Origin of the sequence: Vitreimonas flagellata (genome assembly GCF_004634425.1) — a bacterium.
GTDB lineage: Bacteria > Pseudomonadota > Alphaproteobacteria > Caulobacterales > Aquidulcibacteraceae > Vitreimonas > Vitreimonas flagellata.
This window is the reverse complement of record NZ_SBJL01000003.1, coordinates 506426-532083: the sequence shown is the minus strand read 5'-3', so window position 1 is coordinate 532083 and position 25658 is coordinate 506426. Positions and strand designations below refer to the sequence as shown.

Annotated in this window: 19 protein-coding genes; 16 read left to right on the top strand and 3 right to left on the bottom strand. The window is 61.4% G+C overall.

Annotated features, from left to right (window positions below; translation table 11 throughout):
* The 15 genes from fliF to EPJ54_RS15465 are packed head-to-tail and all read left to right on the top strand — an operon-like array spanning window position 1 to window position 9893.
* Window positions 1-1218, top strand: a complete 1218-nt coding sequence (gene fliF, locus EPJ54_RS15535; RefSeq protein ID WP_135212641.1) for a flagellar basal-body MS-ring/collar protein FliF — start codon at window positions 1-3, stop codon at window positions 1216-1218.
* Window positions 1211-1477 carry a hypothetical protein gene (locus EPJ54_RS15530; protein WP_135212640.1) on the top strand — a complete coding sequence of 89 codons (267 nt, stop codon included), beginning with the start codon at window positions 1211-1213 and terminating at the stop codon, window positions 1475-1477. The genes fliF and EPJ54_RS15530 overlap by 8 nt, the downstream gene beginning before the upstream one ends.
* Window positions 1474-2121 carry a FliH/SctL family protein gene (locus EPJ54_RS15525; RefSeq protein WP_135212639.1) on the top strand — a complete coding sequence of 216 codons (648 nt, stop codon included), beginning with the start codon at window positions 1474-1476 and terminating at the stop codon, window positions 2119-2121. Before EPJ54_RS15530 ends, EPJ54_RS15525 begins: the two co-directional genes overlap by 4 nt.
* Complete coding sequence (locus EPJ54_RS15520; protein WP_135212638.1) at window positions 2118-3437, top strand: FliI/YscN family ATPase; 1320 nt, start codon at window positions 2118-2120, stop codon at window positions 3435-3437. Before EPJ54_RS15525 ends, EPJ54_RS15520 begins: the two co-directional genes overlap by 4 nt.
* Complete coding sequence (locus EPJ54_RS15515; RefSeq protein WP_135212637.1) at window positions 3430-3879, top strand: hypothetical protein; 450 nt, start codon at window positions 3430-3432, stop codon at window positions 3877-3879. The genes EPJ54_RS15520 and EPJ54_RS15515 overlap by 8 nt, the downstream gene beginning before the upstream one ends.
* Window positions 3876-4544 carry a hypothetical protein gene (locus EPJ54_RS15510; RefSeq protein WP_135212636.1) on the top strand — a complete coding sequence of 223 codons (669 nt, stop codon included), beginning with the start codon at window positions 3876-3878 and terminating at the stop codon, window positions 4542-4544. The genes EPJ54_RS15515 and EPJ54_RS15510 overlap by 4 nt, the downstream gene beginning before the upstream one ends.
* Window positions 4537-4974 (top strand): flagellar hook assembly protein FlgD, encoded by a 438-nt coding sequence (locus tag EPJ54_RS15505; protein ID WP_135212635.1) that lies wholly within the window; start codon window positions 4537-4539, stop codon window positions 4972-4974. The genes EPJ54_RS15510 and EPJ54_RS15505 overlap by 8 nt, the downstream gene beginning before the upstream one ends.
* A 1-nt stretch (window position 4975) precedes the next feature.
* Window positions 4976-6106 (top strand): flagellar hook-basal body complex protein, encoded by a 1131-nt coding sequence (locus EPJ54_RS15500; protein WP_135212634.1) that lies wholly within the window; start codon window positions 4976-4978, stop codon window positions 6104-6106.
* Window positions 6103-6885 carry a FliM/FliN family flagellar motor switch protein gene (locus EPJ54_RS15495; protein ID WP_135212633.1) on the top strand — a complete coding sequence of 261 codons (783 nt, stop codon included), beginning with the start codon at window positions 6103-6105 and terminating at the stop codon, window positions 6883-6885. Before EPJ54_RS15500 ends, EPJ54_RS15495 begins: the two co-directional genes overlap by 4 nt.
* Window positions 6882-7160 (top strand): FliM/FliN family flagellar motor switch protein, encoded by a 279-nt coding sequence (locus EPJ54_RS15490; protein ID WP_135212632.1) that lies wholly within the window; start codon window positions 6882-6884, stop codon window positions 7158-7160. Before EPJ54_RS15495 ends, EPJ54_RS15490 begins: the two co-directional genes overlap by 4 nt.
* A 35-nt stretch (window positions 7161-7195) precedes the next feature.
* On the top strand, window positions 7196-7540 hold the full coding sequence (locus tag EPJ54_RS15485; protein WP_135212631.1) for a hypothetical protein: 345 nt from the start codon (window positions 7196-7198) through the stop codon (window positions 7538-7540).
* Window positions 7537-8244 (top strand): flagellar type III secretion system pore protein FliP, encoded by a 708-nt coding sequence (fliP, locus tag EPJ54_RS15480; protein WP_135212630.1) that lies wholly within the window; start codon window positions 7537-7539, stop codon window positions 8242-8244. The genes EPJ54_RS15485 and fliP overlap by 4 nt, the downstream gene beginning before the upstream one ends.
* On the top strand, window positions 8241-8978 hold the full coding sequence (locus tag EPJ54_RS15475; protein ID WP_135212629.1) for a sigma-70 family RNA polymerase sigma factor: 738 nt from the start codon (window positions 8241-8243) through the stop codon (window positions 8976-8978). The genes fliP and EPJ54_RS15475 overlap by 4 nt, the downstream gene beginning before the upstream one ends.
* A 9-nt stretch (window positions 8979-8987) precedes the next feature.
* Window positions 8988-9542 carry a hypothetical protein gene (locus EPJ54_RS15470; protein ID WP_135212628.1) on the top strand — a complete coding sequence of 185 codons (555 nt, stop codon included), beginning with the start codon at window positions 8988-8990 and terminating at the stop codon, window positions 9540-9542.
* Window positions 9543-9545: 3 nt separating this feature from the next.
* A complete protein-coding gene (locus tag EPJ54_RS15465) occupies window positions 9546-9893 on the top strand; it encodes a hypothetical protein (protein ID WP_135212627.1) in 348 nt (115 codons plus the stop codon).
* A 432-nt stretch (window positions 9894-10325) separates the two neighbouring features.
* Here the strand turns inward: EPJ54_RS15465 and EPJ54_RS15460 are convergent, their stop codons facing one another.
* The 3 genes from EPJ54_RS15460 to EPJ54_RS15450 all read right to left on the bottom strand — a co-directional run bounded on the left by EPJ54_RS15460 (window position 10326) and on the right by EPJ54_RS15450 (window position 22045).
* Window positions 10326-10814, bottom strand: a complete 489-nt coding sequence (locus EPJ54_RS15460) for an SMI1/KNR4 family protein (protein WP_135212626.1) — start codon at window positions 10812-10814, stop codon at window positions 10326-10328.
* Complete coding sequence (locus EPJ54_RS15455; protein ID WP_135212625.1) at window positions 10811-21433, bottom strand: HNH endonuclease; 10623 nt, start codon at window positions 21431-21433, stop codon at window positions 10811-10813. Before EPJ54_RS15455 ends, EPJ54_RS15460 begins: the two co-directional genes overlap by 4 nt.
* A 216-nt stretch (window positions 21434-21649) precedes the next feature.
* Complete coding sequence (locus EPJ54_RS15450) at window positions 21650-22045, bottom strand: hypothetical protein (protein ID WP_135212624.1); 396 nt, start codon at window positions 22043-22045, stop codon at window positions 21650-21652.
* A gap of 1379 nt (window positions 22046-23424) precedes the next feature.
* On the opposite strand from EPJ54_RS15450, the gene EPJ54_RS15445 reads away from it, so the two are divergent.
* Entirely contained in the window at window positions 23425-25605 is a 2181-nt protein-coding gene (locus EPJ54_RS15445; protein ID WP_135212623.1) for a TonB-dependent receptor, read from the top strand.
* The last annotated feature ends 53 nt before the right edge of the window (window positions 25606-25658 follow it).

The window sequence follows — 25658 nt, the reverse complement described above, 5'->3', positions numbered from 1 at the left end:
ATGGACCACGAAACCACCGCCTCGAACCAAGCTCCATCTGCGCGCCGCGCGCAGATCATGATCGGCGTCTTCGTCTTGATCGTGGGCGCGCTGATCGCTTGGTATTGGTTCGTGCTGCGCCAGGATTACGCGCCGCTCTATAGCGATCTGCGTCCCACGCAGGCCGCCTCAATCGTGGCCGCACTCGAGGCCGAGGGGGTGGACTATCGCGTCGCCGGCGGCGGCAGCGAGATTCTAGCGCCCGCTGAAAGCATCGATCAATTGCGCGTCGAATTGGCGGGCGCTGGTGCGCCCATGGCCGGGGTCGACGGGTTTGAACTCTTCAATGAATCGGACATGGGGCTCACCGATTTTGCCCAAAAGATCCGCTATCAGCGCGCGATTCAGGGTGAACTTGCGCGCACCATCATGATGATGCAGGGCGTGGCCGAGGCGCGCGTGCACGTCTCTATCCCCGAACGCACCCTCTTTCGCGGCGAACGCCGCTCGGCCGAGGCCGCCGTCAGTCTCTTGATGCGCCCGGGCGAGGACGCCACGCCTGAACGGATCGAAGGCATTCAGCGCCTGGTCGCAGCGTCTGTCCAAGACCTCGCCGCAAGCGATGTCGTCGTCTTGAACGCACGCGGTGAAGTCATCTCCTCGCGCGTCGCGCACACGATGACGAGTGGCGACAATTATGCTGCGGCGTCTGCGGGCCCCTCGCTCGATTTCATCGCCGAGATCATGCGCCTTGCCATTCCCAATCGGCGCTTTGACGTGCGGGTCGAAGACAGCCCGGCGCCTCTCGCCGGCGCAGACGTTGAAGATGGCGAGACGCCGACGCGCCGTCTCATCGTCGTTTCGACCGAGACGTCGCTTACGCCAGATGAGCGCGCGCGCGTGCGCGAGCGCTTGGAGGCGGCCGAATTGCTCAACGGCTCATCGCTCCAATTGCTATCATTCCGCGTCGAACCCTTGACGCCTGGCGCTTTCGCGCCGGACACGGGCGCATCTCGCCTGGAAGATCCGGCACCCGATATCGCGAGCGACCGCGAAACGAACACGTCCGATCTCCTCCAAACGATCCTTGCGCTTCTCGCAGCTTTGGCGCTGGCGCTGGGAGGCTTTTTCGCGTGGCGTAAATGGCGCACGCCAAACCTCTCGTTCGAGGAGCAACGTCTCTTGGCCGAGCGTCTCGACCAGCGCCTGGGCGCGCACGTCGGAGCGGGTGATGCCTGATCCGATCGCTGAATATCTGACGCTTGCGCCAGCCGACCAGCGCGCCATCGAAAAACGCTTGGCCCCGGCCGCGCGGCAAGCGCTGCGCGAGGCTCTGCGCGAACGCCAGATCGTGGCGCGGCCCGCCAAAGCCACGCCGCCAGATCTCACACCCTATTCGCCATGGCTGCGCACACGTCTCGCCGAAGCGCTCGGCGGCAAGCACGTCACGGCGACCACGCGTGACGCGCTCAAAAGCTTGCTGGAGCGCGCCCCATGAGTTCGCTCATCCGGAACGAATTGGGCTCGACAAACTTCGCACGATGGAGCCCCAGCCCCGCATCCGTCCCTGCACCCCAGCCCATCGATCCAGAGATCGCTGCGCGCGATCACGCAATTAAGACGCTTGAGCGGCGCATAAGCGACATGGAGCGCGCGCATGCCGAGGCGATAAAGCGCGCGCGTACCGAAGCGCGAGACGCAGCATTAAAGGAGGCCGCGCGCGACGAAGCCCAAGCCCTGGCTTTGCTTGAGGCCAATGCGAAAGCGGCGAATGCACTTTTTTCCAAGTCCCTGGCCGATCTGGAGCGTCTGGCGCCGCTCTTGTGTGAAACCGCACTGGCGTCTGTGTTCGAGGCTCCCGACCAATATCGCGCCCTCGTTGAGGCCGCGCTCGAGTTGCAATTCAAGCGGCTGACGCGCGAGAGCGTGGTGAAGGTTACTGTCAGCGCCGTCGACTTCAGCGACGAAGCGCATTTAAAGGCGCTCGCCGATCGCCATCCTCAGGTCGCGATCGGCGCTGACCCAGCACTTGGCTCAGGCGTCTGTCACATCACGCTGAATATGGGCGGCGTCGAACTGGACATCCCCGCGCATTGGGCAGCCTTGAAAGAAACCCTTCACGCCATGGCGGACGCGCCATGAGCGATCACGCCTTTGTGGCCACGCTCGCGCAGGTGTCGCCCGCGCGCCGGGTCGGGCAAGTGCGGGCGGTCGCCTCAAGTCATGTCGAATCGCGTGGTCCGATGGTGAGTGTCGGCGACATGTGCGAGATCGAAACCGCCAACGGGGCGGTGCTCGCCGAAGTGGCGGCAGTGGGCGAAGCGCGCGTCGTCCTCGTGCCTCTCGATCAGAACGCCATCATCGCCCCGCACGCACGCGTGATCGCCCGAGGCGCGCGCGCGCGCGCCGCAGTGGGCGATGGCTTCGCTGGTCGCGCGGTCAACGCATTGGGCGAGCCCATTGATGATGGCGGCGCCATCCTCGCCAACGCCTATCTGCCGCTGCAGGGCCGTGTGTTGGCGCCGCTTGAGCGCCGCGGCGCCGCGCGCGTGGTCGAGACCGGCATTCGCGCCATCGACGGTTTGCTGACCTTGGGCGAAGGCCAGCGCATTGGTCTTTTCGCGGCGGCTGGCGTCGGCAAGACGACGCTTGTGTCCGAACTCGCCCAAGGGGTCGCCGCCGACCGATGCGTCATGTGCTTGGTCGGCGAGCGCGGGCGTGAAGTTGAGGCGCTTTGGCGTGCGATCGCGGCGCGGCCCGATCTGAGGCGCTTCACGTGCGTCGCCGCCACCTCCGATCAGAGCGCACCGATGCGCGCGCGCGCTGTTTTTCAGGCGCTGGCGCTCGCCGAACATTGGCGCGGTCAGGGCGAACACGTGTTGCTCATCGTCGATTCCGTCACGCGCTTTGCCATGGCCCAGCGCGAGATCGGTCTGGCCGCGGGCGCGCCGCCCACCTTGCGCGCCTATACGCCCAACGTCTTTTCGGCCCTGCCCCGCATCGTCGAACGCTGCGGCGCCGCGCGCGACGGTGGCGCCATCACGGCGGTGATGACCGTGCTCGCTGAAACCGACGATGTCGACGATCCGATCGCGGAGACCATGAAATCGCTGCTTGATGGCCATATCCTGCTCTCGCGCCAATTGGCTGAGCAGGCGCATTATCCGGCCATTGATGTTCTGCGATCTGTTTCGCGCGTCGCCCGTGACGTCGTGGCCCGCGACCACGCGGACGCCGCCGCGCGCGCCACCGAGCTTCTGGCCATACATGAAGACGCGCGTGTGATGATCGAGAGCGGCCTGCATAAGCCGGGGGCCAATCCGCGCATTGATCGCGCCATCGCCGCGCGCGACGGCCTCACCCGCTTCCTGCGCCAAGCAAGCGGCGAGCGCATGCGCCTCGCTGAAACCATCGCCGCACTCTCCAGAGCGGCGCCCGCGGAGCGCGCCCATGCATGAGCGCTTAAAACTCGCCCATGCGCGCCGCGCCGCAGCTCTCCAGGCCGCGCGCGAGACCGCTGCACGCGCCGACCTCGCCGACGCCCAAGAAGCGACGCAGCGACAGAAACGCCAGTTGAACGAGGCTGAGGCCGCGCGAGATGCGCGCGCCGCCGACTGGCTCCGCGCTATGGAGAGCCCAAGATTGGATCTGGGCGTCGTCGCCGCCCACGCGCGCCATCTCGATGAAGCACAGACCAGCGTCTCGCATGCTGGAATCGCGCACGACGAGGCGCGCGACGCGGAGAGCGAGCGCGCCGCGCTCCTAAAAATCGCCGACGCCCGCCGGCGCATCAGCGAGACCCGCGCGCGTCGCTTGACGCGCCGCATCGCCAGACGCGACGAGGAGCGCGCGCTCACAGCACTTGAGGCAATGACGCTCTTGCGCTGGAGCCGACCATGAGCGCGATCGTCCATGATCCGCGCGCGGCCAGACCCGCGCCGCCGATGCCAACTCCCCCTGCCCCCGCAATCGCCACGCGGTTTGAGGACGTGCTCGCCGCCATCGCAGGCGACCAGACCTTGGGCTTTTCGGCGACGGGCCCTGCGGGCCTTAGCCATAGCGTGAAGATGGAGACCACCCATGGGCGCGCGCAACGGTTTGATCGGGATGTGGCAAGTTCGATAGAGTTCTCGTCAGACGCTTGCGCAACGCGCGACAACGACGCCGCAATCTCGCCTCGTAACCCAGAAGCCCTAGCCGACGCGACCGACAATCTGGCAGGCGTTCAAAGGCCCGACTCCAATTCACCCAGAGCAACACAGGCTGGCTTAACGCCGATCGAACCGCTGCCCCAAGCGCGCGCCAACACGGTCGCCGCGCCGAAATCGTCTGTCGCGTCGCCCGCGCCGATCACGCGACGCGGCGCGGGCGCGGCCTCTCCATTCTCGGTCCATATGTCCACGGGCGCCGACGGCGTCCATGTCCATGTCGCCGCGCCCGTGGATCCAAACGAAGTCCAAACCATGCGCCGCCAAATCGAGAGTTTTTTCGCCGAGCGCGGGCTTCGCGTTCATCTGCACATCAATGGCGCCCGCGTGGATGGCCTGGAGGAACGACATGGCTGAAGTGGATGCGATTGGGGCTGCAAGCGGCGCCACGAGCGCAAGCACGGGGCAGACCGCCACCGACGCCTTCGGCATGGGCTTTGAAGATCTGCTGCGGATCGTGCTGACGCAGCTCACGTATCAAGATCCTTTGAAGCCCATGGAGAATTTCGAGTTTGTCTCGCAGCTCGCGCAATTCTCACAGATCCAGCAAACCCAGACCATGAGCGAACGCATCTTGGGCATCCTGCAAGCCCAAGGCGCCAATCAGGCGACCAGCGTGCTCGGACGCACCGTGGATGTGCCCGCCGGCCAAGCGACAATTTCAGGTCTTGTTGAATCGATCTCGTTTCAGACCGGCGAACCGCGCCTGACGATCAAGACGTCCGACGGACGCACCATCAGCAACATCGCGCTTTCGAGCGTCTCGCGCATCGCACTGGAGGACTAACATGCTGGGATCCATCTTTGTCGGCTTGAGCGGCATGGCGGCCTTCTCGAAGGGCCTGCGTCAGATCAGCAACAACATCACCAACATCAATTCCACTGGCTTCAAGGCAAGTGATCTGAGTTTCGCCAATCTCTTCGGTCAGGGCGGCAATGGCCAAGGCGTCAGCCTGCGCGAGGGCCGGATCGATTTCACGCAAGGCGAGCTACGCCAAACCGATCGCGATCTTGATCTCGCCATCGATGGCGACGGCTTTCTTGTCCTCTTGAAGGACGGTCAGCACGCTTTCGCGCGCACGGGCGCCTTCGAAGTTAATGAAGACGGCGACATTGTTTTGGCTGGCACTGATTACAAGCTGACCGTCATCGACGGCGGCGCCCCGACCGCGCTTTCGGTCGCAGCGCATCGCCTCTCACACCCAGAAGCCACAACTAAGATTAGCTTTGCCGACAATCTTTCGACAACCGCGACCACGTTCTCGCTCTCCAACATAAAAGTCTATGACGCCTCCGGGGAAGCAAAGACCTGGCTCGTCAAATTCGATCGCGCCGCGACCGACCCCGCGGGCGAATGGCAAGTGACGGTGACGGATGGGACCGGGGAAATCGGCAAGCAAACGCTCAAATTTCTGGGCAGCGTGCCAGATCCCGCAAATTCCAAACTGCTCTTCGGCGCCGCCGGCGCCCAGGTCGAATTGGATTTCTCTGGGGCGAGTTCGTTCTCGTCGGGCGAGGTTTCCACGATGCGCGTCTCCAAATCGGACGGCTATGGCGCAGGCGAAATCACGACCATGCGCGTCAATGACGATGGAATCTTCGAAATCTCTTATTCCAATGAGCAGAAGAAGACCCTGGGCGCTGTCACATTGGCGAAGTTCGCCGATCCCCAGAGCCTTGACCCGCAAAGCAACGGTCTCTTCGAATACGACGGCGCGAACGGGCGCCAATTCTTGACGACGGTCAGCGCGAGCGTGGGCAAAGTTGTGTCGGGCCGATTGGAGGCGTCGAACGTCGACCTCTCGCGCGAGTTCGGCGAGCTGATCCTGGTGCAGCGCGGTTATCAAGCGTCGTCACAAGTCATCTCCGCCTCCAACGACATGATCCAGCAATTGTTCGGCATTCGAGGTCAGGGATGAGTCTCGCCCGCACCTGGTTGCCGGCTAATGCGCTCGTCGATGGTGCGCTCAATGCCCATCTGCGTGCGATCGTGGAGGCTTGGGTGGAAGACTGGATGCCCTCCCCCCGCCGCGTCGAGCTTCGCCAATATCGCGGTGAACACTTTCCAGGTATGAGCTCGCAGGCCCATTCATGGGAAGCCGATGAAATGGCGCTCATTCTCGATCCGCGCGCGCCGATCGGGGTTTGGCTGCTTGGCTTCAACACCTCGCCGCAACGCCCCAACGAAGCCGATTCCAAATTGATGGCGGCGCTCTCAACCTCGGCGGCGCTCGACCTTTTCGCGCGTCTTCACGCAGCGTTCGGCCTTGAAGGCGCGCCGCGCACGAATCAATTCAAACGTCCCGACGACGACGCGCTCGTCTTCAGTGTAGGGCTAGGGACCGCAACCAATCTTCTCTATCTTTGCCTCTCACGCCAACGCGCGTTGGCGGCGCGCAAACGCCTCGCCGGTCCAGCGACACCGCCGGCGCGCGGAACGCATCCCATCACTCAAGCGCTGATGCGTCAGGATATTCGCGTGGGCGCGATGTTGGGGTGCGCGCATCTTGCCATCTCTGACGTCCGCTCTCTTGGCCTCGGCGACGTCGTCGTGCTCGATCGCGGCGACGCCGATGATCTCGATCTCACCATCAACGGCGCCATTGTCGCCGCCAGCTGCGACTTGGCCGCCGAGGGCGATCAGACCGTACTGCGCCTGCGCCTACCTCTTCAGACATCGGAGGATGTTCATTCATGAGAACCGACATTGAATTGAAGGCGCCCTCGCGCGGCGCTCTACGCCTCCCCGAAAGCGTCGTCGACAATGTTGACGTGGCGTTGGAGACTTATCTCGGCGGCGCAGTCATGCGCGTCGCTGAATTAAAGGCGCTCGAAACTGGCGGCGTTGTCACGCTCGACGCCAATCTCAATGCGCTTGTCGAATTGCGTCTGAATGGCCTCACGGTGGCGCACGGCGAACTTGTCGCCGTCGGCGATCGCTTTGGCGTGCGGATCACCGCCCTCGCGCCATGAGACCAAGCGTCGCCATATTCGGGGGGGCCCTCCTCGTGGCGCCGACACAGGCGATCGCTGCACCGCTGGCGACCGGCGGCGGCTTTGAGCTGCCGCTGCTTCGTCTTGTGCTCGGTTTTCTCTTCTGTGTGATGGTGGCCGTGCTTGCAGCAATCGCGCTGAAGCGCGGCATGATCAATCTGCCCGCCAACGTGAAGACATTAGCATGGTTCGGCCCTCGTCCGCGCGAGATCCAGGTGCGCGAAGCGCGCCGCGTCAGCACGCACGCGGAGGTCTGCGCCATCACTTGGCGCGGCCGCGACTATCTCTTCGTCGTCGGCCCAAGCGGCGCGGTCACGGTGCTCGAGACGCGCGAGAGCGCATCGGAGCCCTCGCCATGAAGCGGCTCTTGCTTTTCGCGACATTGGTCATCTCATCGTCGCTGGCCGCACCCGCCTTTGCCGCCGCACCCGAAGCTGCAAGCCCGGAAGTCGTGCGCACAGGGCTCATGCTTACGCTGCTGGCCTTTGTGCCGGCGATCATCGTCTCGATGACGAGCTTCATCCGCATCGCCATTGTGCTCGCTATGGTGCGTCACGCCTTTGGCATGCCGGAAACACCGCCCAACATGGTGCTGGTCAGCCTCGCCCTCCTGCTCACCAGTTTCGTCATGGCGCCCACGTTCGCCAGCGTGAACGAAGGCGCACTCAAACCCTTTCTCGCTGGCGAGATCAGCGTCGACGCCGCCATGGAGGCGGGCGCTGCTCCCTTGCGCGATTTTATGCTCGCGCAGACCCGCGACGAGGATTTGGCCTCGATCTACGCGATGTCGGGCGCCGAACCGCCTGCAACGCCGGCCGAGGTCGATCTCTTCAAGCTGGCGCCCGCGTTCATTCTCAACGAATTGAGAGTCTCGTTCACGATTGGCTTTGTGATCCTACTGCCGTTTCTGTTGATCGAACTCGTGGTCGCGAGCATTTTGCTTTCGCTCGGCATGATGATGGTGCCGCCCGCCACCATCTCGCTTCCCATTAAGCTCCTCATGTTCGTCGTCATCGATGGCTGGGCGCTGGTCATCGAGGGCGTCGTCGGCAGTTTCAGATGAGCGCGCGCGCTATGCGTCCGGGTTTGCGCCTGGTGACACGGCCAGCGGCTGTCGAGGCGTCACTTTGGCGACGTTGGCGTATCGAGCGACAGCGCGCCTGTCGGCCGCAATTGTTCGATCATTATCTGGGTTTCGCCAAACGCGTCGCGCGCGGCGAGGCCGGGCGACGGCCCGCCTATGGTTTGGATCGCGGCGATCTTGAGCAGCTTGCTTTCCAGGCGCTCTTGGAAGCGATTGACCGCTACGATCCCTTACGCGGCGCGCCGTTCGAGGCTTATGCACGGCCGCGTATTCGCGGCGCCATCAGCGACGGCCTTTCGCAATCGAGCGAGGCCGCCTCACAATACTCGCATCGACGTCGGGTGGAGGCCGAGCGGCTGCGCTCGCTTACGAGCGGCCTCAGCGAAACCGATCCGATCGCTGCACTCGCGGAGCTTGCGAATGGTCTCGCACTCGGCCTCGTCGTGGAGGATGCCGCGCGCCTGCTTGAGGAGCAGCCCTCTGAGGAGCCCAACGCCTATGAGAGCATGGCGTGGCGCGAATTGCAGCGCGATATGTTGGATGCTGTGGCGGCCCTTCCCGAAACCCAACGCATCATCTTGCAACAGCATTACATCAACGGGGTCGATTTCGCGCGCGTGGCTGAACTCCTGCAATTGAGCCGCGGCCGTGTTTCCCAATTGCATCGCACAGCGCTCCTGGCCGTGCGCGCACGCTTAAGATACAAGGATTAGGGGGCGAATATGTCACGATACGCCGACGACGCAACGATGGCTGAACTGAGCGCAGGCGTGGCGACCATGCCCGCCGACCAGATCGCACGCATCGATGCGCTTCTGCTTGCCTATCCCGACGATGGCCGCCTGCACTTTCTGCGCGGCTCAATCCTGATCGGCGAGAAGCGGCTCATCGAAGCGCATGAATCGCTCTCCCGCGCGGTGGTGCTCGAACCTGATTTCTCCATCGCACGTTTTCAGCTGGGTTTCTTTCAGCTCACCTCAGGCGAGGCGGACGCGGCACTTGAAACCTGGGGCCGCCTCGACCGATTGCCGGACGAACACTATCTACGTAAATTCGTCGATGGCTTGCGTTGTCTCATCCGCGATGATTTCGCAGGCGCCATCACCACACTCGGGGCAGGCATCGCACTCAATCAAGAGAACCCGCCGCTCAGTCGCGACATGCATCTCATCATCGAGAAGTGCCGCGAACTCCTCATCCAATCGGGCGACGGGGACGACGAGGCAATCTCCGCCACCGCACTCATGCTGCGGCAATTCCCGCCGCGCGAGCACTAAGACATGACGCGGATCAATCCCGCCGATCAGATCCTCATCATGCTGCGCGCTCAATTGGAGCACGCGGCAAAAACCAAACGCGCAAGCCCACAAGCGCCGCGAACGTCGAGCAGATCCAAGCGCGCTTTCCTGGAGCGCATTCGCGACACACTCGCCACAGGAGAGGCTCCACCTCAAGAATTGCGACGCGCCCTTGTGTCGGCGCTGCTCGTTGAGGAATTTGGCGAGACCACGTTGAACGACCCGCAGTTTCAAAACCTCGTTGACCGGGTAATGAGTACGATCCAGCGCGACCAAGAGGCCAATATAGTGTTGGAGAATGCCTTCAACTCCATGAAGTCGAGCGGCTAGGTTCTCCGCGCAGGGCCGCCCGCCCACGCTTCTCAGCACGGTCACGGAACAATCGAGACACTTGGGCTTGGAGTGGCGCCTTCGAGTCTTGGGCGCCCGACTAGACTCGGCCGCGATCGACCGAGCACATCTAACCGGATGGGTCTCTCGCTTTTGGCATCGTATTGGGTTGGGTCGCCCGCTTTGCGACAAGAGCCCGTGAACCTAAGCGACCAAAGACGTTCGGCTGACCAACACTCACGCTCGCTTCAAACGCATCTCGCCGACTGAGCGAATTCGCACCTTGGTGCGTGCACCTGCTCGCACCGTGGATTTGCCCGTTGCGCAGTAACGGTTTCGCGCACCTGCAAGGTGCGCCTTTATCTAGCTGTACGAGGTGTGTCCTTCGTCAGAGAGACTGCGTGCGAATTTTTTGACGGTGAGGCGAGCTGATCAGCTACGGGCGCGACCGGCGATCATGTCGATGAATTCGGAGAAGCTGTCGGCCACGTGATGGTAGAGCGCTTCTTCATCCGGCTCCACGAAGAGTGACGCCGGCAAGAATGGCTTCGGATTTGGTGGCACATTGATAGCACGGATGTAGACCCGGCCAAGCGTTTCCGGTCGAAGGTCTAAGACGAAGACGTCGGCTCCTCCCAAGTCCTCGCCGATAGGCAGCAGCTGCGGCGGGACATAGTCCATGTTCGCCTGCTTTTTCCCGATGTCTCGCTTGGACGAGGGGTTGAAGCCAAGAAGGCACCGAGCCGCCGTTACGTGGCCCTCCCCGAATTGAAAGTCGGCCGAATCCCTCAGCCATCCGCCATTGATCTCCCTGAGGTACTGCTTGAAGTCCTCCGGAAACGAGCTTCCTTGCTCACGTTCGGACTCGTCGATTCTTGCATCCGCGAGGCCGCGCTCAGCGTCAGCAAACAGTTCCTTCATTGCCCAGCACGCCTCCTCACAATCGCAGCGCCGCCAATGTGCGGAAACTTGTCATTTATGTTGGTGGGGATCAATTGCATTGTCCGACCATCCTGATGGTGATGCCAGGTCCAATCTTCTGGCGCCGCTCGTCCCCACTCGGGCCTGCCAGCCGCAGCATTGGCGGCTCGGAAATCGGCCGGCGTGCCCGTCATGTTCTCAATCGTCACTGACCTGACACCGCTAGGATGCCTCATGAAGGGAGAGAAATCCGGGAAGCCGTCCCGATAGGTCACGGAAACACCTCTGCCATCAATTATCCGACCGTAGCGGATGGCACCGCCGGGCAGAATCTCGATGCCACGGTCGCTGTAGGAAAGCCAATTCTTAAACGTCGGCGTGTGCGGTCCCGCATTATGTACGCCGAGGAAGCGCCCGCGGTTGTCGAGCATATCCAATGTCAGTCGCAGGCCGCTGCGAACATTGCGGCTCAGAGCACCGAACACTGCGCCGCCAGCGGCCATCGATAACAGGCCGGTGTAGGTCGCTCGGCCCGCTGCCTCGTGAAGACCCGCCTGGAAAGAAGTAAGATCGGCGCGATCAAGCCCATTGTCGGCGGAACGGAGGAAACCGGCCTCCAATCCCGCGAACGGCGAGCGCGCCAGCATCGCAGGCGCTGCGGCGCCATAGAGGATGCCCTCGATTTCCCGCTTGAACGCTCCTCGTCCAGCGCCGAGGCTGCGCACGATATTCGAGCGAGAGCGCGCATCGATGACGCTTCCCGGAATTTCGTCCAGCGAGGCAAGCGTGATGGTGTTGTCTAGGTAGCGTCCGAAGGCTTCGCCAGCGGCACCGTCCCGGAAACCTGCCAACACCTGGCCAATGTCCGCGCCCGCGAAGAAATCGTCAGCCAGCATGTCGGCCGCGAGGTCGTCCGCGCCCCTCCGGTAGGCTTCAGCTATGACAAGCTCATTGCCGTCCGGAACCAGACCGCTGGCTCGCAGCGACCCGGCACCCCCGGCGAGTTCGTAGTGAGACATGGCGCCAATGAGCGCCGAATGGAGAAGAAGAGCGTCCTCGCCTGTTGCTTGCGACAGCGCATCCTTGAGAAGTTCGATCTCCGCAGCTGCGTTGGCCTGCACCTGAGCCGGGTCGGCGTCGCCGAAGCGCAGAGCGAACCCATCGAAGTATTCGCCATCACCCTCCGCTACGACCGGTTCGGGTTCGTTCGCTCTCGCAATTTCCCCCGCAATCGCTTCCCCGATAGTTTGACCGACTACATCCGGCAACGCCGCCAACACGTTGTCGCCAAAATCGCCCCCCTCAAACAGTGTGCGGGTAGCTCCATTGACAATCGTCCGAGCTGCGACCGTCCCAATCGGCCCGATGTTGCCTGGAATGAAGGTACTTAACCCTGCTGCCGCTACTCCAGCCCAGGAAAAACTGTCCTGTAGGCCCGTGGCGACACCTATCCCCTGAGTGACCACACTCCCCGCGGCCTGTCGCAGCGCCGCGCTCCCGATCCCCCAACCGCCGCTCGCACCAACCCCTCCGCCGACGGCCGCAAGCGCCACGGCGTTCCAAGAGAATTTCTCCTGAATGCCTGTCACGACGCCAACGCCTTGGCTGACGACAGAACCCGCGGCGCCAGCGATCGCCCCACCTGCCATCACGGTCGCCGCACCGAACTTGCTGATCGCAAGACCCGCAGCCATCGTCTTCGACACCATGGCGGCTGTGATGCCTTGAACCCCTGGTGCGAGGTTTGCGATCGCGGCAATCGCATATGGCGCGACTATCGCCGCCACGACGACCGCAACTATTGCAACAATTACGGCGCCGAACCCGCCACACTTGTTCTTCTTCGGCTTCGGAGCCTTTGGCGTTGTCGGCGCGGTCTCGCCAATCGCCTCATTCGGATCATAGGGCTGGAAAGTCGATGCATTGTGCGTGTTCTTCAGCACGCCTGCAGGCACGTTGAGGACCTGGCCTTCTGCGAGCGAGGCGTCGCCCGAAAGACCATTCGCCTCGGCGAGTTTCCACCAAAGCGAACTGTCGCCCCAGAGATTGGAAGCGATTGAGGAAAGCGTTTCACCCGCGCGCACTGTGTAGCCAGAGCCGGCTGAACCCTGCTCGTAGGAATTGATGCGATTGAGCGATTGATCAAAATCCGCGTAGGAGGAGTACGCGGAAGATCCGTTTCTAAAGGCGCCCGTCCCTTGCGCTGCGGTGCGATTGGCAACCGAACTCACATAATCGGTGTTGAGCGTGCCGTTATTGCCGACATAGCCCATCTCGCGACCGCCGAAGCGGTACCATATTTCATGCGGGTCGCCGTTGCTGGCGTTGTTGTCCGCCTCGTCGCGTCGCATAACTTGTCCGCTTAGATCGGACTTATACGTGATCGAGCGCGCACGTCCGTCGGCCACGCTTACTTGGCGCACTTGCGCCGCGCCGCCGAGGTAATCGTAATAGTAGGTGGAGGTGTTGGTGGTGGATTGGCTTGTGTTCGGCTTGAACTGGATCGTGTTCTGAACAGCGCCGTCCCACCATTGATAGGTGTTGGTGGTAAGGGAGTTATTTTTGAATGAATTGTTTTCGTAATTGGCCGTCGTGATGGAGAGCGCTGCGCCGAGCGCGTAGTTAAGACCCGTCCCGTAATCGTAGGTGGAAACGCCCTTATAGACGACGTTGCCGCGCTTGGTGTTGGTGGTGTCGGTCGTGATCTGGCTTTTGGCATTGTACGTCGCGACCCGGCTATAGAGCACGGTCGTGCCGTTCTGGTCGTAGTCCGTTTGCGACGTCAAACGTCCCATTGCGTCATACGCGTAAGCCGCCCGCAATACGCCAGCCGTAGTGGGATTTGGATCCCAATACGTACCGTTGACACTCCGCACCTGTGTGAGGCGGCTCAGCGCGTCGTAGGTGTAATCCTCGCGCTGTGTGTTTGTGAACGGATAATCAATCGGAACGAAGACAAGCTCGCCATTTTCCCAGGCTTCCTCGTATTCCGTATACTGGTCGGCAAACGAACGCAGAGTATAAGCGCGATTGCCGGCAAGATCGTAGAAGATGTCCGTGCCCTGGCCGCCGCGCACAATAGCGCCGCCCGTGAGCTGGCCCATCTGCGTCACCACGCGGTTCATGGAATCGAAGCGATACCAATAATCCTGTGTAGTGTTCGTCGAGAGCGCGACACCTTGGGCGTTGAGTTGCTTGAAGACACTCGTCGTGCGGCGAATGTTGCTGTTCGCGTCATAGAAAATTGCGCGACTGGCTGCCGGCGCATAGGTCGTTCCTGCTTCGCTCCAATTCGTAATCCGCCCAAGCGCATCATAACTGGCGGTGGCGTTTTTCAGAACATCCGACCAAGTATTATGGTTCGTGTACCATTCCCAAGCCTGATCATAGGCGTTCCAGAACTGACCTTCCTCATAGAGTTCGCCGCTCTCAGTGTATTTCTCGGAGGTCTGGTTGCCGACTGCGTCATATCCGAAGAGCGTCTCACGCCTCGTCCAATTCATACTCACGACAGTGCCCGTCATCGTGAATTGGCTCTGTAAGCGACCCGTATTGTAATAGGTCAGATTGAGGGCCTCGCCGCCGGTGCGCTGCACCAATCGGCCGGCTTTATCGTAAGACGAATCCGACACGCGGGCGCCCATGTCCGTCTTCTGGATCGTTCGGCCGAAAACATCCGTCTTCTCGATAATGGTTTTGGAGTTCGCGTAAGTGGTGGTCTCGGTCCAACCACCGAAACTTCCCATGCCCGCAGTCACATGCGCGCCGTTCCAGGCATAGGCGTAACTTGTCGTGTCGCCACCCATCGCGACATGCTGGGTCAGCCTGCCTTGGTGATCATAGGCAAAGGTTTCAACAAGACCGGCGGCATTTTCATTGTTGGTCGGATTGAGCAGCGTATTCCAGCGCTTGGTGCGCTGGCCCAGACCATCATAGCGATAATGTTCGATGAGGATTCCGGACTGATCCAGTTTAATGAGCCGGCCAAGTTTGTCGTAATCCTGCTTGGTCGCATTGAGGACTGTCGAGGTCGAGGCGTTGTAGAGCTGATCCTCGATCCGTCTTGCATCGCCGTGAATGTCATATTTGACGCGAATGACCCCGCCGTCGGCGTAGATTGTCTCACTGGCAAGTGCACCCGACCCGCCATAGCCAGTGCCGGCGAGCAGAACCATGCGCGTGAGATTTCCATTGCCATCACGACTTGCGACCAAGCGCCCTGAAGCGTCGTAATAACGGTGCTCCTCGGGTCGGAATGTGGTCGCCGTCGCTGAATTGGCGATCGGCGCATAGGTGGTTGCGTTATAGCCGGTGATATATTGGCCATTCTCACCGACGCCCTGCACGGACGGGCTCTGCACCTTGGTGAGCCTACCCATCGTGTTGTAGCTATAATCGAAGCGTGCACCCGCTGCATTGATCTCATAAGCCACTTCGCCAAATGCGTTGTAAGCCCGCGTGGTGATGAGATCCGATTTGCTGGTCACGCCTGCGACCGTGCTCAGTTCGCGCTGTGGCTCACGCACTTCGATGGCTTGATTGCGCGCGTCATACTTGGTGATCGTGGCGACAACGCCATCCACATAAGTTGTGCCAATGTTAGCGCGATTGGCGCCCCAGAGGTCGAGCACTGCGCTGAGCGAGGTGAGACTCCCCTCGCCAATGGCCGTCCCCTCGCTTGCGATAACGAGAGTCTGATTGCCGGCGCCGTCATAGAGGAAATATCTCCAGACGCCGTCGCCGGTGTTCGAACGCCAGAGGCGACCGGCGCCATCATAATGGAATGCCTCGGCATAGAGGCCGTTCATGCCGCGTGCAGAGACTTCGCCATAAGCGTTGTACTGCGTCACGACCGTGTCGATGTTCGCGCCAGTGCGGGTCCAGGCGCCGCTCTGATAGAGCATGACGCCCTGCTGAACGACACGCCCCTCTAGATCATAATCATACCCAACGGCTTCGTTAGCGGCGGCGGTGAAGTTGAGGCGATTGTATTCTTCACGGATGATGCGCCCAGTCACATCATAGACGTAAGCGCGCTTGAAGCCCTCGGCGTCGGTCACGCTAGCGAGGCGGCCGGCGCCATCATAAGCGTATGTGCTGGTGCGCTCAGCCGCGGCGATTGCGCCACCCGCGCCTAAAGCGCGCGTGAGCGTCAGATTGTTGAGGCCGTTGTATTCGTACTCGACCGTCGGCGTGACGCTTGCGCCATTGACGTCGGTGAAGGCCGAGCGCTGCTCGCGCGTCATGCGCCCGCCGAGGTCGTAGGTGTAGTTGATCGCGTCGCCAGTCGCCTCGGTCTTACTCAGGACCTGACTCAGCGCGTTGTAGGTGTAGGTGATGGTGGACGTGACGCTGCTGGTTCCGCCCGTGCCGTTGTGCACGGCGACGTTGGCGCGCGCTTCCGTGAGACGCCGGCCCATCTTGTCGTACGTGAAGTCGGTCACGCGATCGGCTGCATTGGTGGCAGGCGCTGTGGGCGCGCTTGTCGTGCTCGACGGCGCGCTCGCTTGGGCCGTGGCGTAACGACGTTCGCTGGTTACATTGCCGTTCGCATCATAGCTCCAATCGGTGCGATAGAGCGCAGCATCCACTTGGACCGTCTTGCGCCCGAGCTTGTCGTAATAGGACCAGGTGCTGGAGCCGCGTGGGTCTGTCACCAGCACGACATTGTTCATCGCGTCGTACGTGTAGGTGGTCTCCAGATTGCCGGAGGTCACCGCAAGCGCGCTGGTATAAGCCGCCGTTGTGATGTTGGGCACGATCGTCTTGGTCAGACGATTGAGCGCATCATACTGGTATTGCGTGACGCGATAGGCGCTGGCGCCGCCGCTCGGCGGCAGGCCCTTGGCGTCGGTCGGCAAGCTCTGCAGCGTTTCATAGGTACGGGTTTCGACCAGATTGCCGTTCTTGTCGTACCAATGACGCGTGAGCGCCCCGCTCGCGCTCAAGCTATGTGTGACCCGGTCAAGCTTGTCGTACCAAAAGAGCGTACGTGCGCCCGCCGCATCCCTCTTCTCGATCAGATTGCCGCGGCGATCGTAGTAGAAATATTCCGTCGGCGTAACGCTGCTAAGGGCGCCCGTCGCCGAGGTCGCCACACTCACCGCCTCGCCGCTCTTGCTAATCAGGCGATCGCCCGCATCGTAGGCGTAAGTGGTGACCCGCTCTTCGCTGAGCCCTAGCGCCTCAGTCTTGGTGACGAGATTGCCGCGACTATCATAAGCAAAAGCGTTGGTGACGCGCTTGGACGTCGGACCATTATAGGTCTCAAACCAGATCGTCTCGGACGTGACCCGTCCAAGCTTGTCGTAGACGTAATCGGTCCAGCCGCCGATCTTGTTGCGTACGGCTGTGCGCTGACCGAAGGCGTTGAGATTGTACTGCTCATAGGCGCCCAAAGCGTCCGTCGTCTTGGTGACGCGACCAAGGTTGTCGTACTCGAAGCTCGTCGTCGCATCGGCCGCATTAGCGGTGATCGTGGGCGGCGCGCCGACAGCCGCACCACTCGTGGCGTTCATGCGCCGGATGACGCTGCCGACTTCACCAAAAGCTGTGTAGGTGGTCTCAGTCGCATAGCCCATCGCGTCGATTGCGAGCGTGACCCGGCCCAGGCGATCGAAATAGGCATAAGCCGCATTGTTCGCCGCATCGGTCGTCTTCACGCCGCGGCCGAACGTGTCGTACTCAAACGTCGTCGTGCGCGCGAGCGCTGTCCCACTGGCATCGACCCGCGTCAGCACACGACCGGCGCGGTCGTAGGTGAACGCCGTCGTTACCCCGTTGAAATCTGTCGTCGAGACAAGATTGCCTAGACCGTCATAGGCATAAGTTTGGCGAATATAATCATTGGCGTACGGGCCGGCCGTCGCACCCTGCGTATTGGTCGCCCAGATCACACCGCCGCTTGTTGGCGCGGTACCTTTGTTGAAGACCAGATTGCCGTCGTCTTGCATCTGCAAGAACGTTGCGCCGGAATGCGCGCCTGCCGTGCCTGAGTTCCAAATTGCAACGGAGCTTTGCCCGGTCACATCGCGATAAATGACAAGGTTGCCATCTGTTTGCGCGACCAAGCGATAGGTCGCGCCGCTAACGATTTCGCGACTGCCACTCGACCAGAGAACCTCGCCCTTATGGTAGACGCGAAGCTCGCCTTCGCGCGTCAGGATAGCGTTGTACTGACCGTTGGGTGACTGAATTCTATAGCCCAGATTAAGCTGGGTGACCGTGGAGCCCGCCGAACTCGTGTTCCACGCCTCAGTCTGATAATGGTCGGCGATAATGACGCGGCCCGCCTGATCATAAGTGTAGATCGTGCGGCGTTCGTCCACGCCTTGGCCGTAGGATGAAATTTCCCAGCCCTTCAACCCATTAGCGTGATAGCTGGTATACGTGGTCACGCCATTGGCGTCGATGTAGTGCGTCAGCCGTCCCAAGCCGTCATAGCGATAGCCATAAGTGAAATAGGCGCCCTTGTCGGCGCTCACGACATCGGCGATTGCCCAGCTGTCGACTGGCGCGACCTTGTTGACAAAACGATAGCGCGTATAAACGCGCCCTTCTTTGTCATAATCGAATTTGGTGACATAACCCTCAGCATCAATGCTGAAGATGACGTCGCCGCCACGTGCGGCGTAATAGTTTCGCGTGATCCGCGCGCCAGTCCCATTGCTCGCAGCCCATGCATTGAGATTGGCTTCCCATTGATCGCCAGCGCCCATAGCGCTCATGTCCGCCGACACGGCAAACTGCGCGCTCTTTATGACTCGCCCCAGCGCATCGTAGGTGAGCTGCGTCACCGCCCCTTGCGCGTCCACGGCATAAACCAGCTGTCCCTTGGAATTATAGACGGCGTGGGCGTGGCGGTCGGCAGTGTTCGTGGTGATCGCGGCTTTGACCGTCGCGTACGTGTACTGCCCGAGGGTCCCGAGCGGTGTTGCATATGCGATTGTTTTGCGCGCTGGTCCGATCGCGTGCCAAGTCACGCCGCCCCAATAAATGTATTCAGTGACACGCCCAATCGCATCGATCGTAAAGCGCAGAAGACCCTGCCCATCATAAACATAACGCGAGGTCGCGTCGCGCGTAGCATCTGCAGCTATGGACGCACGCAACTGCGCGAATGTCCCTGTAGCGCGCAGATCAGCGTTGTTGGCGTCGGAGAGCGCGGTGGCGTTTGCAAAGGTGGTTTCCGCCACCTTGCGACCGGCGCCATCATAGGTGATCTCGGACAACACACCTGTGCCATCGAGCGCACCGATCAGTCGGCCATCGCCGTCATAGAAGCTGCGAACGATGACGTCTTTGGCGTGGGTTGCGACGCTTGCCGGCGTTGCCGGCGGGCTGGTCAGGTAGCCGCTGACAACGCCTGACGCCAGCTTGTTGTAATAGCCTCTGGTCGCTACCAGTCGCCCTGCGGCGTCGTAGGCATAATTGGTGATCGAGCCGTCACCTTGAATTGTCTGCGCGACCCGACCATTCGCGTCGTAAATAGTCCAGCTGAGCAGATCCCGCACGGTCGCAGCGGGACGCAGCGATGCAATCTCAATCTCGCTGTTGGGATCATCCAATTGGGCGAGCTGAGCACTTGTGATGAGTGTATTGTACTTAACGGTGGCGATAAGCTCACCGCCGGCTCCGTATTTGTACTCTAAGATCTGACCGCCGTGTCCGACGTCGGCGATTTTTCGACCGGCGCGATCGTAGAGCACATAAGCCTTGTAGCCTGTCGCATCGACGACACGGCGGACCTGTCCATTTTTATCGTAAAGATAGGAACGCGTGCCGCCATTCACGTTGGCGCCAGATTCAACGCGCGAGATCAACTCGCCCGCCTTGTTAAAGGTTGAAACAACGCTCAATCCGGCGGCGTCAGTGATCGTCGTTGTGGTGGCGCCGTCATTGAAGACAAGGTTCGTCCAGCCAACACTGAGATCGAAAGACGCAATGAGGCGCCCCATTCCATCATAGACGAACTGCTCCGCCACCTGCGGCGGCAGATGTCGCTTAAGGAGGCGGCCGGCTTCATCATAGGTGAGGTAGAGGTGCGCATAGCCTTCGCTTGTCGCTTCCACGCCTGCCGTGGTCGCTGCGCCATAGCTCAGGGTCTGGCTGAGATTGCCGCGCGCGTCGTAGACGTTCTTGACGATTTGCGTCGTGGAGCGATCGGCGAGCCCATCGCGCCAGGTGTTCATCGTCGCTTCGCTGACCGCGGTCGAGCCCGGCGTGTAGGCGTGCGCGGGATAGGTGATCGTGTATTGCAGCTCGCCTTGGCTGGTGTAGCGATACTCCGTTACGCGCCCTTCAGCGCTGATCGCATAGCGCAGATGGTTTTCGCTGTCATAGACATAGCGCGTGTGCAGCGCCGTCGACGCTGATGATCCTGTCGAGCCATTGCGGCTCTCGCGGATGAGATTGTTGTTTGAATCGTAGAAGCGCTCAGTCACATTGCCGAGCGGATCCTCGATCGTGCTTACATTGCCGGCGCTGTCGTACGTATATTCGGTGATGCCCCCGCCCGCGTCGGTCACCTTGGTGACGTTGCCGGACGTGTCGTATTCGTAGAGCACTTCTTGGGGTGTCGCCCCGCTCTGTGCGGCCGGCGCCACGACCTTGGTCAGCTGCTTGTTGGCATCGTAATAGAGCTTCGTCACCGAGCCGCGCGGGTCGGTCACTTCGGTGCGGTCGCTGTAGTAAGCGAGCGTGGTGACCCGCGTGTCGCCGCTCGCCACGGTTTGCGTCAGCGTCGCCACACGTCCAGAGCCGTCATACGTGATCGCAAGCGAGGAGCCGTCGGTCTGCGTGATCGAGGCGATGCGATTGGTCGATCCGTCATACGTATAGGCCGTCGTGTAGGTCGCAGCATCGGCCAGATTGTCGGGGGTGAGATCGACCGTGACCGAGGTCAAACGGTTTGAGCCGTCATAGCCATAGGTGGTGCGCGTGATCGTCTTGGCGGTTGAGGTCGCGAGATCGGTGTAGCCCGTCACGATGCTCGTGATGTTAGACCCGCTCCAGGTATATTCGAGATAGGAGCCGTCCTGGGTGGTGACCCGGCTCAATTTGGTTGGCGAGCCGGACACATAAGTGAAGCTCAGCGCATTGCCGTCGCTATCGACGACGCTGGCGATGCGCCAGACATCGGTTTCAGCGGACGCGTATGTCTCCTTGGTTTGTGTGGAGCCGTCGGTCCAGGTCCACACGCCGGCGCTATGCGTGAGCTTATCGTGCGCGCCCGCGCCGTCGGTCGTGGTGTAGGCGGAGCCGTTCCAGGCATAGGTGATCTCTGAGCCGTCGGCCGAGACGTGCTTCACCGTCGAGCCCGTCGTATTGACCGTCCCAGTCAGGCCAAAGATGCGCCGGTCGGTCGATTGGCGCCAATAATCGCCATTGTCGTCGAGCGCGCCCAAAGAATTGTAGGTGCGGGCAACGCCAATGTCGGGGCCGCGGCCGACGAGAAACTCGTCTTGGCGCTGCAGGATGAGATTGCCGGTCGCCGCGTTGAGGAAAACGCCTTCGCCGCCGCGCCCAAGCCCTGCCCCGCCCAGCAAGCCGCCTGCGCCAAGTGCTGCACCCGAGCCACGCTCAAAACCTGCGCCCAACCCTGTGAAGATCGAAACCATGACCTACCCCGCACAACACGGGGTCGACCGCTGGTAAGCACCCCGTCTCAAGGGGAGTCAGGCGATTTTCGACAGAGTTTAGCGAAGAGGCAGAATTATTTTTGATCCGGCGCCCCGCGCGGTGACGCTTGTGAAGAATGCCCTCTTGGGCCGGTCGGGCAGGATTCAGCGAGTGATCACGCCGCGCAAATAGCTCCGCGCAATGCCGAATGCAGCCTAGCCTACCTTGCGAACCGGATTGTACGCGCGGTCCGAAAGCTCGAGCGGCTGCCCATCTAATTCGACCACCAACCGATCGCCTTCAGCACGCAAGGTGACCGATTGGATGACGTCGCCCTCCAGCACCAGCGACACCCCATATTGGCCCGCACGCTCGACCCGGCGAACACTGGCTCCCGAAAGCACATTCGAAAGTCCAATGGCCAAAGGGCCAGCCTCTTGGTCCGCCAACGCCTCGGCGGCTTCCCTGCGTGCTACAAACGCCTTCAACCAATCGCGCTGATCTGACGTGAGATCGTCGAGATCAAGCAGATCGTATTCTCCGAAATTGGGAAGCCCCTGCTCAGCGGACCAAGCGTCCAGTTCCGCGGTAAGAGCGTCGGGCGCTTGCATTTTCCATCCTCGTTGCAGCGGCTAAATTGCCGGCTCACGATGCGGTCAAGTTGCCAGAGGCCATACGAACAAGAGCGGACCCTTGTGGGGTCCGCTCGAAGGCAGGGTTTGGTGGTTGGTCAGCGCTTCATCAGCGCCGCGCGGGGGACATGCCAGCGTCATCGTTAATGAGGCGTCACCACGCTTTTCGGGCAGGCAAAATTCAGCTTGCGGCCGCGATCGGGGTATCGCCTGCCAATGCCTGAGAAACCCGGAGCACCTGCTCTGCGTCCAACCAAATTGGCGGTCTGCCATCGCGTGCGGGTCTATGCAGCGTCACCCCGGGCCGAGCTGAGGCCCAAATCGCCGCCTCGCGCAATGACCAAACATCCTTGGGCGCAGGCCTGCTCGCCACCCAGATCGTGACGCGGTCCGCGTCGCCTAAAAGCTCGTCATCCGGAATCATTTTCGCAGCCATATGACCAGGGTTCGCCCCTACCATTGCGGAGATGTAAACGGGCGCCTCGCTGACCCCGGCGAAATGCGTATGCGACAGCAGGAAACCCAGGAACACGCCGGGAACCCCGGGACGACACAAACCATCGCCTCGAACCAAGTCCAAGTATTCAGGCGTCGTCCTCACCGCGGGTCACCGGGAGTTCAATCGGCTTTACTCCAATGCGTTCAAGGCTGAAGCCCCACTCGTAGAAGATCCGGAGGAGTCGTTTTGAAGTCGCGTCATCCAGGTGCGCCATATTTTCCAAGGCCTTCGGGCGTCTTCCTAAATCCACAAAATAGTCCGCGCCCCAGCGGCGCCCCGCTTTGCCGGGGCAAAGTTGCGGCCCCCAGCTCAGCACCCACGCGTGGATTGCCGATCCACGACCTCTCGCGCGGCCAGCGTGCTCGTGCAGCGCGCTTGCTCAGCGAAGGCCACAACATCCGCGTAGCGATGGCGAACACAGCTGCCGAACTTCGAGAATACGAGATCAACAGAGCCGTCCTCGCGCCAATTGGCGAGCGTTGCAGGCTTAAGCCCCAGAGTGTCGCCGCCTCAGCTGTGGTGAGCATCTGATTGGGATCTGGGCCGGTCATGCGCGCGGCCCCTTCCCCTGAGGCCGCACGGCGTCGCGCAAGCGCATGCAAGATCAACTTCTGCTTCATCCAAGCCAGCCACAGCAGATTTGATTCGCAACCAAAGTGGGCGCTGCCGCGCCTCCGCGAGCTGGATCACCTTACCTGTATTATACTATAATTTTGCGGATCGCAGCGGCATCGAATGAGCTGTTTGTATAGCATTATGCGCAATCGGCATTACCGATTATGCTATAATCTATTTACGGACGCCACGTCGCCCCATAGGGTCCCCGCCAACCCCGAAAAACGGGGATCGGGAGGAAGTCATGCGGATTGGGTTTGGACGCGGGATCTTGCTCGCGGGCGCGTCATTTGGGGTGCTGAGCGGCGTGGCGTTGGCGCAGCCGGTCACGGACGCGGAGGATGAGATCATTATCACGGCGCAGCGCCGCGATCAGAATTTGCAGGACGTGCCGGTCACCGTCACCACATTCACCGCCCAGGAAATCCAAGAAGCGCGCATTCAAGAAGTGCAGGACGTCGTGACCCGCACGCCCGGTCTAAACTTCGACGCTTTTCCGTCCGGCCAACCGCGCCTGCACGTGCGCGGTATCGGCTCATCCGACCGCGGCGCCGCCGGCGATCCGAGCTCGGCGGTGTTCGTAGACGACATCTATCTCGGCCGCCCAGCCATGGTGGCGTTCGATGCGTTCGACGTTCAACGCATCGAAGTGCTGAAGGGCCCACAAGGCACGCTCTATGGCCGCAACGTCGTCGGCGGCGCGATCAACGTCATTTCCAATGCGCCCGATCTCAACGCCTTCAGCGGTTCGCTTGAAGGCACAGCTGGCAATTACGAACGCGGCGATGTCGCGGGCTTTATCAATGCGCCGTTGGACGAAGGCGTCGCGGCTGTTCGCGCGAGCGCCAGCGTGCGCACGCATGCGGGTTACGTCGACAATGACGAGACCGGCGGCGAACTCGCCGATCAGAATACCCGTAGCGGCCGCATCCAATTCTTGCTGGAGCCTTCGAGTACGCTGCGCTTCAGCGTCGCCGCGGATTCAACGACGGATCGCGCCAACGGTCCCGGCCAGCATGTGGTGGCGCTCGATTCCGGCGACCCGCTCTCCGGCTTTTGGAGCCTCGACACGGATCGCGATAGCTCGGACCAGGAATTCGACGGTCGCCAGGATCGCGACACCTGGGGCGTCCGGGCGCAAGCCGCATGGGATCTGCCGTTCGGCACGATCAATTATCTCGTCGGCCATCGCGAGGTCGCCTACGACGTGAACTACGATTTCGACGGCGGCCCGCGCGATGCGGCCAGCCGCATCAGCATCGCCGGCGGCAATGTCGAAGAAAGCGAAATGACCAGCCACGAGCTGCGCCTGCTTTCACTTGCTGACAGCCGCATCTCCTGGGTGCTCGGTCTTTACGCGTACAATTCCGATACGCGTCGCGACGACATCCTCAATCTGGCGATCCCGGACTTCGACGGCAATTTCGATTTCACCGACGGCGGCACCGAAGGCTTGCTGCTCACGGAAATCTATCATCAATCTGCCGACGTCGAGAGCCGCGCCATTTACGCGGACGCGACGATCCCGCTGGGCGAACGCCTCAATCTCACACTCGGCGCGCGCTACACCGAAGACGACAAAACCTATCACGTCGACAATCTCGACAGCGACGCCACCTTCCGGGCCGAAGAAGATATCGACGCTACCAATTCCGCCAGCTGGGACGCGCTGACCTGGCGCATCGGCGCTGATTATCATCTGAGCGACGATAACATGATCTACGCGATGGTCTCGCGCGGCTTCAAAAGCGGCGGCTTCCAGGACACGCCGGAGAACCAATTGGACGCGTCGACCGCGTTCGATCCGGAATTTGCCACCCAATACGAAGTCGGCGTCCGCAGCGAATTCTTCGACGGCCGCGTGGTCTGGAACAATACGCTCTATACGATGGAATACGAAGACTTGCAGGTGCGCGAAACCAGCGGGCTCAACATCTTCACCGCAAATGCAGACGCCACGATCAATGGCTACGAGACGCAATTGCGTTGGGATATCGGCGCCGGCCTCGCGCTCAACGCCGCCTATGCTTACACGGACGCGACTTTCGACAGCTACGTGCTGCCGTCGTCGGACTACACCGGCAATCGCCTAACACGGACGCCGGAGAACAAGGTCATTCTCTCGCCATCCTATACGTTGGGTCTGGGCGCCAGCGGCGATGTCGAGTTCGCGGTCGACTATCAATACGAAAGCGACATTTGGGATGACGCCAGCAATGCCGGGGCGGAAAATCGCGAACCGACGCATTTCGTCGATGCCCGCGCTGTTTACACCAGCGGCAATAGCGATTGGTCGCTCTCGCTCTGGGGCAAGAATTTGACCGACGAAGTGACGCGTACGCACCAAGCGACCTTCATCGGCGCCACGTTCGCCTCGTTCAACGCACCGCCCACCTATGGCGTCACGCTACGGTGGAACTATTGAGGGCGACCTCCCCCCTCCAAGATAAGCGCCAGCGATCGACGAGATCGCTGGCG